Source organism: Streptomyces albicerus (assembly GCF_008905045.1).
Lineage (GTDB): Bacteria > Actinomycetota > Actinomycetes > Streptomycetales > Streptomycetaceae > Streptomyces > Streptomyces albicerus.
On the sequence record NZ_VWMY01000016.1, the window covers coordinates 175899 to 188269 of the forward strand.

General features: G+C 71.2%; 9 protein-coding genes. 5 read left to right on the forward strand and 4 right to left on the reverse strand.

Annotated features, from left to right (window positions below):
• Positions 1-50 precede the first annotated feature (50 nt).
• Positions 51-1190 (reverse strand): GNAT family N-acetyltransferase, encoded by a 1140-nt coding sequence (locus GAS53_RS16495; protein ID WP_151478340.1) that lies wholly within the window; start codon positions 1188-1190, stop codon positions 51-53.
• A 269-nt stretch (positions 1191-1459) separates the two neighbouring features.
• On the opposite strand from GAS53_RS16495, the gene GAS53_RS16500 reads away from it, so the two are divergent.
• Entirely contained in the window at positions 1460-1825 is a 366-nt protein-coding gene (locus GAS53_RS16500; RefSeq protein WP_151478341.1) for a PH domain-containing protein, read from the forward strand.
• Here the strand turns inward: GAS53_RS16500 and GAS53_RS16505 are convergent.
• Positions 1803-3002 (reverse strand): MFS transporter, encoded by a 1200-nt coding sequence (locus GAS53_RS16505; protein ID WP_151478342.1) that lies wholly within the window; start codon positions 3000-3002, stop codon positions 1803-1805. The genes GAS53_RS16500 and GAS53_RS16505 overlap by 23 nt on opposite strands.
• A gap of 83 nt (positions 3003-3085) precedes the next feature.
• Between GAS53_RS16505 and GAS53_RS16510 the strand changes: the two genes are divergently transcribed.
• The 3 genes from GAS53_RS16510 (at position 3086) to GAS53_RS16520 (ending at position 5655) form a co-directional block, all read left to right on the forward strand.
• The gene (locus GAS53_RS16510; protein ID WP_151478343.1) at positions 3086-4081 is read left to right on the forward strand and encodes an ArsR family transcriptional regulator; all 996 of its coding nucleotides are present in this window, start codon (positions 3086-3088) and stop codon (positions 4079-4081) included.
• A 10-nt stretch (positions 4082-4091) separates the two neighbouring features.
• Positions 4092-4607 (forward strand): glutathione peroxidase, encoded by a 516-nt coding sequence (locus GAS53_RS16515; protein WP_151478344.1) that lies wholly within the window; start codon positions 4092-4094, stop codon positions 4605-4607.
• A 166-nt stretch (positions 4608-4773) separates the two neighbouring features.
• A complete protein-coding gene (locus tag GAS53_RS16520) occupies positions 4774-5655 on the forward strand; it encodes a MerR family transcriptional regulator (RefSeq protein ID WP_151478364.1) in 882 nt (293 codons plus the stop codon).
• Between the two features lie 181 nt (positions 5656-5836).
• Here GAS53_RS16520 and GAS53_RS16525 read toward each other — a convergent pair whose 3' ends face one another.
• Positions 5837-7825: an MFS transporter gene (locus GAS53_RS16525; protein ID WP_151478345.1), complete on the reverse strand. Its 1989-nt coding sequence runs from the start codon at positions 7823-7825 to the stop codon at positions 5837-5839.
• Positions 7826-8017: 192 nt separating this feature from the next.
• Positions 8018-11194 carry a D-alanyl-D-alanine carboxypeptidase gene (locus tag GAS53_RS16530; RefSeq protein WP_151478346.1) on the reverse strand — a complete coding sequence of 1059 codons (3177 nt, stop codon included), beginning with the start codon at positions 11192-11194 and terminating at the stop codon, positions 8018-8020.
• A gap of 225 nt (positions 11195-11419) precedes the next feature.
• On the opposite strand from GAS53_RS16530, the gene GAS53_RS16535 reads away from it, so the two are divergent.
• Entirely contained in the window at positions 11420-12175 is a 756-nt protein-coding gene (locus tag GAS53_RS16535) for a GOLPH3/VPS74 family protein (RefSeq protein ID WP_151478347.1), read from the forward strand.
• The last annotated feature ends 196 nt before the right edge of the window (positions 12176-12371 follow it).

Here is a 12371-nt window from a genome sequence, read left to right on the forward strand (position 1 = left end):
GCGGTGCGACGACGGGAGCGCGGTGCGAAAGCCGGTGTCGGGAGGCGTGCTCAGCGTGGGTGGGGTTCCGCTTTGCCGGAGCCCGCCCGGGCAGACGGGCGCAGTGTGCCGACCGTCCTCAGCAGCCGGTCGGCGGGCTCCCGCAGGGTGGGATGGGCCAGGACCGTGTTCCGCAGGCCGCGCACCGGTCTGCGCCACAGCCGGTGTGCCGCCGCCACCGGGTGGGGGCGGGTCGCGAGCCCCTCGCCCACCCGCAGCTCGCGGGTCTTGAGCCAGTCCTTGTACTCCTTGTCGCCGCGTCCCATGTCCATGAGCCGCACACCGTGCCGGCCCGCGGCCTCCGCCATCCGGAGGTGCATCATCAGCCCGGGCGAGTAGTAGCGGAACTCGGGGTCGTACGCGGTGAACCAGGCCGCGAACACCGTGCGCGACCGCGGTCCGAAGTGCGCGGCCACCGGCCGGTCGCCGGCGTACACCACGGACAGCACGCCGGTGAAGTGCTCCTCGCGGACCTGGAACAGGTGGTCCACCAGGTCCACGATCCACGGCCGCGCGAACCGGTCCATCCGTCCCGTCCTGCGGTACTGGGCGGACTTCCACCGCATGAGAGTGCGCAGCACCCGCGGGTCGCGCTCGTCGAAGACGAACCGCACCTCGCCCGTGTCGCGCCCCAGTCGGCGTTCCTTCTTCAGCGTCGTCTTGGCCAGCCCCGGGTACGCGCCGCGCAGCCACTCCGCGTAGCCGCCCTCGCCGACCTTCAGGTCGAGCACCGGGGAGGCGAACGTCCCCGTGACGTATCTGCCGAAGGGCTTCTGCTCCTCGACGAGATGGTCGAACTCGAAGACGGAGAGACCGCAGGCCCGCAGCAGTTCCTGGGGGTCCCAGGTGACCCCGGGGCGGTGCACGAGGGCCTGGCAGTCGGAGAGGCCGAGACCGATGGCCCGGCCGACGCCGAAGGAGTTGCGCTCGTACGGGAGGAAGCCGACGGGCTCCCCGTTCTCGTGCAGGACCGCCACCTGCGCCCCACCGCGGTACCTGCCGACCCCGGCCGCGAACTCCGGTGCCAGGAAGGGATTTCCGTAGTCCGGCGACTCGTCCATCGCCCGGTGCCAGGCCCGGCGGAGCGAGGTGCTCAGCTCCTCGGGTCTGTGAATCGTGATGCCCGCCCCGCCACTGCTCGTGGATCGCATGGGCGACCGCCCCCCAATTCCCCCATGACGCGCTGTCCGCGTCCTGCCACGACCGAGAACTCGAACCGCTCGGTAAGGCTCAAACGTCGCGAAACAGTACGCACACTGTCAAGGGTGTCGGTCGTAACGGAACAGCACGGATCGGATGGCCGTTCAACCTTCCTGCCGCTCGGGACCGTCATAAGGTGCGAAGATCCGGTCACTTCGAGCCGGTCACGTCGAACGGTCACCTCGGTGCGGTGACCTCACACGACCCATGGGGGCCTGTCATGGCACTGTTCGGGAACGCCCACACCGTCGATCCGGCGAAGGCTCAGCACGACTACGCGCGGCTGCTCGGGCAGGGCGAGCAGGTGTACGCCGCGTACCTGCTGATACGCGACACCATCCTCTTCACCGACCGCCGCCTGGTCCTGGTCGACAAGCAGGGCATCACGGGCAAGAAGACGGAGTACCACTCCGTCCCGTACCGCAGCATCACCCACTTCTCCGTCGAGACCGCCGGCCACTTCGACCTCGACGCCGAGCTGAAGATCTGGATCTCCGGCACCCCGGCCCCGATCGAGAAGACCTTCACCAAGGGCGTGGACATCTACGAAGTCCAGGCGATCCTCACGCAGTTCGTCGCGCGATAGCGGTACGGGGGTCGGGGGCACCGGCCGCGCGGAGCCCTGGTGCCAGGGACACGGTCACGGCGATCGACGCCAGCGCCATCACCGTCATCGCTCCGCCCGGTGACGTCAGTTGGGCCGTCGCACCCGCCAGGGCCGCCCCGACCCCCTGCATCGTGAGCATGCCGGACGAGTGCAACCCCAGGGCGTGGCCCGCCAGTTCGGGTGGCGTCACGGCCATGAGGCGTTCCTGCTGGAGCAGGCTCGCGGCGAAGCCGACGGAGGCCACGGTGACGAGGACCGCGGCCGCGCCCGGCCGCGGGTGCAGGACGAAGAGCAGGTACGGGGCGGCCAGCAACAGGAGCAGCGGGACGCCCAGTCGAGGCCGGAGACGGGGCGGCAGGAGGCGGGCCGCCGCCACGTCCCCGGCCAGCATGCCCAGGGCGGCGCAGGCGAAGAGCAGGCCCGCGTGGTCGGGGGCGTACGAGACGTAGAGGGACTCGCAGCCGACGATCAGGCCGTTGGGGAGCCAGAGCGCCAGGTAGAGGTGGCGGCGGGGGCGGGCCGAGAGGAGGGCCGCGTTGGTGCGCCAGGTCTCGCGTACGGACGGCCGTCCGGTGGCTCTCGGCGGGCGGGGGGTCAGGGCCAAATGGGACACCGTCGCGGCCGTCGCGTACAGGGCCGCCGCCGTGAGCAGCGTGCCGCGCGGGGACAGGACCGCGATCAGGACGCCTCCGGTGGCGTATCCCGTGATCTGCGTGATCCCGTTCGCCATGTTGAAGACCGAGCGGCCGAGGATGTAGCCGTCCTTGGGCAGGATCTCGTTCAGCAGGCCCCAGCGGACTCCGCCGCCCAGGGACGCCACCAGGCCGAGTACGAGGATCAGGGCGAAGACCGCCCACAGGGGGACGGGGGCCGCCAGGAGCGCCGTACCCGCCGCGAACGCCAGGGCGACGCCCGTCGTCGTCGCGCGTGGCGGCAGCCGGTCGGCCGCCGAAAGGAGCGTGGTCGCGCCCAGGACCTGCGCCAGCGACGGGCCGAACATGCTCAGCGCGGACAGCAGCGGCGAGTCCGTGGCCCGGTAGACCAGCGTGCCGAGCGCGAGACCGCTCATCGTCTGTGCGGCCACCTGGGCCGAGGAGGTCACGAAGAGGGGCGTGAACTCCCGGGTGCGGAACAGTGATCGGTACGTCATGGGCATGACGCGGAGTCTCGGACCGGCCCCGGACCGGCCGTTAATGTTTCGCGCAGGCGCGAAACAAAAATCCGAGAAAGGCCGCGGACATGGGCTGGTGGCAGGTCAACGCCGACACCCTCGCGGGCAGCCGGTTCGTGCTGTCGCCCCTCGCCGAGACCTTCGCCTGTCTGAAGGTGCTGCACGCGGGAGCGGCCGCGCATCCCGGCGAGCGGACCTGGCTGGCCGCCCGACTGCCGGACTACAGACGGCGGTTGGCCGCCGATCCGGTCACCGCCGCTCTCGTCCGCGCCGGTCTCGGCCCCGAGTGGATCGCCGACTTCCTCACGCCCACGCCCCGGGGCGAGGACTTCGACACCGAGGTCGCCCGCGTCCGCGAGACCTCCCCCGAAGCCGCCCGCGCCCACCTCGCCGTCGCTCTGCGCGGCCCGCTCCCCGCGATCCTCCAGGGCCGTGACGACCTCCCCGACCGCGCCGCCGACCTGCTGACGTACGTCTGGACCGAGGCCGTACGCCCCTACTGGCCCCGTCGCCGCCGCGTGCTCGAAGCCGATGTCGTCGCCCGCACCGCCCAGTTGAGCCAGGGCGGCTGGGCGGCCGCGCTCGACGCGATGCGGCCGGGCATGCGCTGGCTCGGCGAGAACCGGCTGCAGGTCAACCTCCACGAATACCCGCCCCGCGAGATCTCGGGCGCCGAGCTCTTCTTCGTCCCCGTCACGCCGCAGCGGCACGGCTGGGTGTCGTGGGAGGAGCCCCACCGGTACGCGGTCGTGTACCCGTGCTCGGGCGCCCTCGCGGACACCGAACCGGCGACCGCGTCCGCCCCCGAGAGCCTCAACCGGCTGCTCGGGACGGCCCGGGCCGGCGTCCTCGCCCTCCTCGACTCCCCCATGAGTACGAGCCAGCTGGTGGCCGTGACCGGCCAGGGGCTCGGCTCGGTCGGCCGCCACCTCAAGGTCCTGCTCGACGCCCGGCTCGTCCGGCGGCGGCGCTCCGGGCGGTCGGTGCTCTACTACCGGACAGCCGCGGGCGAGGTTCTCGTCAAGGCCCAGGGCGCCGCCCCTCCGCCTGCGGAGCGGAGTTAGCATCCGTTTTATGACTACTGACAACGCCGGTACCTCTGGCGCCTCTGTTCTCGACGTCGACATCGATTCCCTGCAGGGCGGTTCCGCGGACCTCGGCCGGTACAAGGGTCAGGCCGTGCTCATCGTCAACGTGGCCTCCAAGTGCGGGCTCACGCCCCAGTACGCGGGCCTGGAGCGGCTGCACGAGCGGTACGCGGCCCAGGGCTTCACCGTGCTCGGGGTGCCCTGCAACCAGTTCATGGGCCAGGAGCCCGGCACGTCCGAGGAGATCGCGGAGTTCTGCTCGGCGACGTACGGCGTGACCTTCCCGCTGACCGAGAAGGTCGAGGTGAACGGGGAGGGACGGCACGCGCTCTACGAGCGGCTCACCGGCTTCGCGGACGGCGAGGGGCACAGCGGCGACATCCGCTGGAACTTCGAGAAGTTCCTGATCGGCCGGGACGGCACGGTGGTGGCCCGTTTCTCGCCGCAGACCGAGCCGGAGTCGGCCGAGGTCGTGGCGGCGGTCGAGGCACTCGTCGCCTGACACGAGAACTTCCGTCTGACACGGGAATCTCCTCCGACACGGGAATCTCCGTCGGTTGACCTTGCCCCTGGGGCAAGGAGCACCGTCCTCCCCACCGGGCGGCAGTCGCCCGGTGACGGAGGATGGGCCCGTGGAACCCGTGAACCCCGCGCAACCCCAGGCAGCGTTGGCCGACTCGGCCACCTCGGCCGCCTCGGCCGAGGACCTGCTCACGATCGGCGCGTTCGCCGCCCGCGCGCGGCTCTCGCCGAAGGCGCTGCGGCTGTACGACCGGCTGGGCCTGCTGGCCCCCGTGCACGTCGACGAGACGACCGGCTACCGCTACTACAGCGCCGCCCAGGTCGAACGCGCCCGCCTGGTCTTCATGCTGCGCCGCCTCGACATGCCGCTCGCGCGGATCGCCGAGGTCATGGAGCAGCAGGAGTCCGACGGGGAGCAGGCCGCCGACCTCGTCGCCGCGTACTGGGCGGACATCGAGGAACGCCTCGCCGGACAGCGGACACTCGCGCACTACCTCCGTGTACGGCTTTCCGGAAGGAGTTCCGAGTTGTACGCGAAGTTCGAGGTCCACACCGTGGACGTACCCGAGCAGTGGCTCATCACGGAGAAGCGGCACACCCTCGTGGACGAGTTGCCCACCTGGATCCCGGCGTCGCTGGGCCGCCTGGAATCGGCCGCGGAGCAGTGCGGCGGGATGACGGGCGCCCCCTTCGTCGTCTACTACTCCGAGGTCTCCGACGAGAGCGACGGCCCCGTCGAGTCCTGCGTACCCGTCGCCGACGCCGACGCCGCGCGCGCCTGGGCCGCCGAACACGCACGCGCCTGGGGCGCGACGACCCGCCTAGAGCCCGCCCGCCGCCTCGCCTACACCCGCATCACCAAGGCCCAGGTCGCCAACCCCCAGATCCACGCGGCATTCGAAGCGGTGGAGGCCTGGATGGAACAGGAGGACCTGGACTACGCGGGCCCCTGCCGAGAGATCTACTTCGCAGACTGGGACAAGGCAGGCCCAGAGGACGAGGTGTGCGACGTGGCGTTCCCGATCTAGCGACGCGGTGTTCCTGAGTCAGCGATTCTGCGTTCCCGATTCAGCACCGGGTGACCCGCGCCCCTTCAGGGGCGCGGGGCTGTGACATTGTGCGGCTCCGCCGCGTGGGCGCGACCAGCCCTCCACAACCCGCAGATCTCACCGAACCTGCGGAAGCTTCATCCACCGAACCCGAGGAGCACTACCCACCGGTCCCACGGAGCGCATCCCGCATTTCCTCCGGGCACCCTGTGCCACGAGGCAACTGATAAGGCGCCGCCAGGCGATACGTGCCGGCCCGCGGAGCGACCAGCTCCGTCCACCGATCCCCCTCCGCATCCTTCTCCGTCTCCATCAGACACCCGTTGACGTTGCTGAACGTCTTCGGCGCCCCATCCTCCCGCTGCTTGGACTCCTCGGTCTCCTGCGGCGGCTTCACACTCTTGCCCTCCGCGTCGACGAGCCCGAGCCACGGCGAGTACGGAATCCGGATGAGTACCCGCCCGGCCCGCTTCACCTCGAGCGTCAGCTCCCCTTGCTCGGCCCGTTCGACGACGGCGGGCGGGTCGGCCATCGGCGTGGGATCGGTGACCTTGAAGAGCTGCCAGTTGGCGTCCCCCCAGACCTGCTGCAGATACGGCATCCCGCGCTGCACGAGCTCCCGCTCGCGCTCACCGCCGTCACCGTCGGGCTCGCCCTTGGGGACGACGACGTAGTGGACGGCCCAGCGCCGCAGCCACTCGTGGTAGTTCGCGGAGTTGAGGGTGTCGTCGTAGAAGAGGGGGTTGCGCTCCATGTCCGCCTGCCGGTTCCAGCCGCGGGCGAGATTGACGTACGGGGCGAGGGCGGACGCCTCACGGTGGGAGCGGGCCGGTACGACCTCGACGCGGCCCTTCTCGGCGCCGACCACCTGGAGCTGGTTGACGAGGGGGGCCAGTTCGCGGGCCCAGGACGCGGCGGGCGTGGTGTGCACGATGTCGTCCACGGCCTTGAAGCCGATCCAGAAGTTCATGCCCACGAAGGTGACGATGATCGTGTACCACTTGCGCGAGCGCGGCACCGTGAAGGGCAGTGCGGCGATCAGCGCGACCCCGGCGAACAGCATCGGGAGGCGGCTGATGTTGGAGCCGATCTGCGAGCTGATCAGCCAGACGAGGAGGACGGAGAGGCCGTACACCGCCGCCGTGATCCGGACCGTCTTCCACTCCTTGGGGACGAGGAAGAAGACGAACACCGAGTACGTGAACGGCAGCAGGACCGACGCGAACATCATCGGCTGCGTACCGGAGAAGGGGAAAAGCCAGGCGGACACGGCCACGACGGCGGCGGGCGCGAGGCCCAGCGCGTACGCGCCCGGGCGGCGCTTCTGCAGGAACAGCGCCACCGCGACGAGGCCCACGAAGAGTCCGGCCACGGGGGACGCGGCGGTCGCGATCGCGGCGAGGGGGGCGGCGGACAGGGCCTTGGCCCAGCGTTTGTAGCGCCAGCGGTACGGCCAGCAGAAGACGACGGCGGTCGCGCCGAGCGCGAAGACCAGGCCGAGGCCGAAGGTCACGCGTCCGGAGGCGGCGTTGCACAGGAGCGCGAACACTCCGGCGAGGGACGGCCACACGGGATTCCGTACGACCCTGCTGCGCATCAGGATCAGCGTGAGCAGCCCGGCGGAGATCGTCCCCGCGATCATCATCGTCGTCCGCACGCCGAGCACGGCCATCAGATACGGGGACACCACGCTGTACGACACCGGGTGCATCCCGCCGTACCAGGCCAGGTTGTACGCCGAACCCGGGTTCCGCCCCACGAACTCGGCCCACGCGTCCTGCGCCGCGAGGTCACCCCCACTGTTCGCGAAGGTGAAGAACCAGATGACGTGCAGGATGCCGGAGAGGGCGGTGGCGAGGGTTACGGGGTGCCGCAGGAAGCGGCTGAACCGGGTGGTGTCGTGATGGCTGTCGGCGGGCTCGCGGCCAACGTTGTCGTCGTGGGCCTCGGCGGGGTCACGGGGAGCGCGGTCCTGGGTTTCCTCGGAGGTGCCCTCGGGCGGCGCGGAGGCGGCGCGGGGTTCTTCGTCCGGACCGGGGGCTCCGGGCGGCCCGGGTCGCTCGACGTCACGCGTACGCAGGTGTATTCGCGGGCCGGCCCCTCGGCTCGGCTCGGCGTCGTCGGCGTGGGTCGGCTCCGCTGTCGCCACGTAAAGGCACTCCCCGTGTCCCGTTGTTTCGCTCTCGGCCGGGCCCCGCGGCGGGCGACCTGCCCTTCTCGCGACGCTAGCACGCACCCCGCTCAAGAGAGCCCGGGCGGTACTCCGTCGGCGGGGTGCGGCCGGTTCGGCCGGGCTTGGAGGCATACGGCCCCCTCGCCCGCCCTGATTACGTACGTCCCGTCAGCCCACCCGGGTGAACTTGGACCCGTAGCCCGGCTCGGTGAGGTCCGACTGGAGCGCGACCGGAACCTCGACCGCGTCCCCTGTCGTGCCGTCACCGACGCTCAGCGAGCCGACCTTGGTTCCCGCCTTCGCCTCGTGCGGGATGGTCGTGCCGTCCTCGCTCAGCTTCAGCTTGACGGTCTGTCCGGCCCAGCCCACCGCGGAGACGTCCTTCGTGGCGACGACCGGCGTGTGACCGCCGAGCCCGTCGTCCACGTACCCCACGACGTCGCCCTTCTTCAGGATCTTCCGCGAGGTCAGCGCCTCCTGGGCGGCGATCATCGCGGTCTTGCTGACCGCGTTGACCGTGTCGATGATCGGCGGCTTGTGCTGGCCCAGGACCGCGCCGACGACGATGACGGTCTCGCCGTCGACGTCCTGCGTGGCGGCGAAGAGCAGGTTGCCGCCGGCCTTGGTGGTGGAGCCGGTCTTGATGCCGATGGCGTTGTTGTAGGGGACGAGGCGGTTGTAGTTGTCCCACTTCTTGCCGGACGGGTCCACCCAGGTCGGCAGCTTGGTGATGTCCACCAGCGCCTGCATCTGCACCAGCTCGTTGCCGAGCTTCACCTGGTCCTCGGCGGTGGAGACGGTCGTCTCCTTCAGCCCCGAGGGGTCGGTGTACGTCGTGTTGGTCATCCCGAGGTCCTTGGCGGCGGCGTTCATCTTGTCGACGAACTCCTTCTCGGAACCGTTCGTGTCCCAACGGGCCAGCAGCCGCGCGATGTTGTTCGCGGAGGGGATCATGATGGCCGCGATGGCGTCCTTCTCGGTGAGGGTGTCGCCCTCCTTGACGGTGTTGAGCGTCGACTCGCCCTGCGCGTCGTAGCCGCCCTCCGTCTCCGCCTTCGCGTCGACGGGGATCTTCTCGCCGTCCTCGCCGCGCTTCAGCGGGTGCTCCTTGAGGATCACGTACGCCGTCATGGCCTTGGCGACCGAGCCGATCGCGACGGGCTTCTGCTCGCCGAACCTGTCGACCGTGCCGATGCCGTTCACGTCCATCCAGCCCTGGCCCTCGCCGGGCCACGGCAGGGAGACCTTGCTCCCCTCGAAGGCGTACGACTCGTCGGCGGTCAGCGTGAGGGTGGGGGTCGGCAGAGGGCGTACGGCCTGTACGACTGCAAACACCACGGCCAGCAGCAGTACCAGCGGCGTCCAGATCTTGACCCGCCGCATGATCGTGCGCACCGGCGTCTGCCGGGGCGGCGGCGTGTTCGTCAGCTCCGCCAGCAGGTCCAACGGCGGCTTCGGTGGCAGGGGTTGCTGCGTCGTCCGCTCCGGACCGACCTGCGGAATGGCGGCGGTCTCGGCGGCGGGCGGCACGGCCGGCCTCGCCTTCGGCGGCGCGGGTTCGTCGAGCGGCTTGAGCGCCACGAATTTGCTGGTGCGCTCGGCCTCCGGCTCGGCGGAGGGCTTGGCGGCCCAGGCGGGGGCGGCCTTGTCACCGGGTTCGCCCGCGGCGTCCTTGCCGGGCTCGGCAGCGGCGGCCTTGCCCGCTCCGGCATCGGGCTTCTCGCCGGGCTTGGGAGGGGCACTCTCGCCCGATTTGGCATCCGACTCGGCACCAGGCTTGGGAGCAGTGCCCTTGCCCGCTCCGGCATCCGGCTTGTCACCGGGCTCCGCAGCGGCGCCCTTGTCCGGCCCGGCCTTGGGCTTCGCGCCCGGCTTGGCGTCGCCCAGCTTGAGCATGGTCGTGGGCTGATCCACGGCGCGCGCCGGCATCTTGAAGATGGCGGTGGGCTGGTCGACGGGGGGCTCGGCGACGTCTTCCCCGCCGGAACGAGCGTCGGAACCAGAGTCGGCGTCACCGTCGCCGAGGGCTGCGCCGTCGGGCGCGGCGCCGGCCTGCGCCTCGACATCACCCTCGCCGCCACCAGGAGCTTCATCGGCGGGCTCGGCGTCCGCCTTTGTGCCGCCGCCGCCTTCGCCATCACCCTGGGCTTTGTCCTCGGGCACGGCGTCGCCCCGCGCCTCGGCGTCACCCTCGACCGGGTCACCAGCTTCGGCCTTGGCCGCCTCGGGCACCGCGTCGACCGACGCCTCGGCGTCGACCTCGCCGCCACCCGGGGCTTCAGCCACGGGCTCGGCCGCCTTGGGCGCCGCGTCGGCCCGCGTCTCGGCGTCGACCTCGCCGCCGCCCGGGGCTTCACCCACGGGCTCGGCCGCCTCGGGCGTGGCGTCCGTCTGTGCCTCGGTGTCGACCTTCGGCTCGTCCTCGGGCTCCTGCCCGGCGTCGGTGTCGGCGATGGGCTTCGCGTCGGCCACGGGCCCGTCGTCACCGGCGCCCGCCTCGTCGGGGACATCACCCTCGGCCGGGGCGGCACCCTCGCGCTCCGAGCCCGAGTCCGCGTCCGCGTCGACGCCCGTGCCGGTCGCGGTGTCGGCGGTAGGCACCTCCGTGTCACCCGCGTCCTCAGCCCCAGCAGAAGCGCCGACCTCCGGCTCGGAGTCCGAGTCGGCGTCCGAGTCGGAGTCCGTGTCGACGGCACTGCCCGTGTCGGCCGAAGACGCCTCCGCGCCTCCCCCGACCTCAGACTCGCCCACGACCTCGGTCCCGCCCTCAGGCTCGGTCTCGCCCTCGGTCTCCGAAGAGGCGTCAGAAGCGCTGCCCTCCGGCTCGGAGCCACCGGTGTCGGCCGAGCCGCCGTCACGTCCGGCGGAGCCCTCCGCATCGGTATCCGAGACCTCAGCGGCCTCCTCGACGTCGGCGGCATCCGACGCGGCATCCGACGTACCCGAAGCCGCGCCACCGGCGCCAGAGGCACCTTCAGGCGCCTCCTCGTCCGCCCCGGCGACCCACGCGGCCACCGCGTCCCGTAGCCGCGCGTCACCGCCTTCGGCGGCCTCTGCGGGACCCTCCTCGGCGGCTTCCGGCTCGTCGGCCGAACCCGCGGAGCGCCCGGTCTCCGATTCCGGAGAACCGTCACTCCCCCGGGAACCCTTGGCGCTCGCCGCCAGTTCTCGGGTTGAGAACACAGCGGTGGCCGTGTCCACCCGGGCAGCCGCCGTCACGGCCTCCCGCGCGACCGCCAGCCGTGGATCCGGAACCGGAGCCGTACTCCCCGACGTCGGTTCTGCCGACGACTCGTGCTGCTTCGACCTGTCGGGGGACTCGCCCGCCACCGATGCCTCCTCCATGCGCCACACACCGTGCGCCCAACCGAACCATGAACCCGTCAACCCGTGCACACGCGGCCGGACATCCCCTGTCCGAACCATGTACCAGTGTCCTGTGTGCGGGCTTAACCCCTGCGGTAGACGAGAACGACATACCTACTGGTTCCACTACATTCCGGTCACGCACTCTCGACAGACCAATGTGAGAGGGGTCACCCTGTCATTCATCCACGCGGGGAGGCATGGATGGGCAGGAGCCGCAGAACACTTCCGGAGGAGCTTCTGCTGCTGGCGCTGGACCCGACCACGGGTACCACCGCACAGCCGCAGTCGCTCGACCTAGGTCTGGCCGGAGCACAGCTAGTGGAGCTGGCGCTGGCCGGACGGATAGCCCCAGACGGGGATCGTATCGCCGTGGTGGCACCACGGCCGACCGGAGATCCGACCTTGGACTGTGCGCTGGAACTACTCCGCAGGCGGGGTGCTCCAGTACGCGCTGTGAACTGGATCGGCGGGCCCCGACTGGGGCTGCGCCAGACGTATCTATCGCATCTGGAGCGGTGCGGCATGGTGCATGCCGTGGCGGGACAGATGTGCGGGGTGCTTCCGACGACTCGCTATCAGGCGACGGACACGGAGATCAGCCGGGAGATCAGGGCCCGGCTGGACAGCGCGATCCGCACCGGCGTACCGCCGGACCCGCGGACCGCCGCGCTGGCCGCGCTGGCGCATGCCGTCGGCCTGGGCAAGCACCTCTACCCGGGGAACGAAGGGCGTTCGTCGCGCTCCCGCCTCCGGGACCTGATCAGGCACGACCCCATGGGCGGCCTCGTGGCGCACGCCGTGATGGACGTCCAGAACGGTGTGGCCGCGCAGCCACGCCGCAGCCCGGCACCGGCCGGCCGTCAGGCCACCGCCGGAGCCAGGCCCGCACCGGAGCCCGCCAGGGGCGTTCCGATGCAACCGCGCCGCGGTTCGATGGCGCGTGCCGTGGCTCACTGAGCCGCAGTCCCACGGCACCGACCGGCACGACCGCAGCATTGCAGTGCCCGCAGTGACCCGCAGTACCGCAGTGCCCCGAAGTACCGCAGCATCTCCGCACCACGCACAACCCACCGTGCGGCACGCACCGCGTGTCACGCACGTCAGCGCCGCACCGCAGTCCCCGAGACCCGGTTCGGGAGCCGCTGGGCCGCGC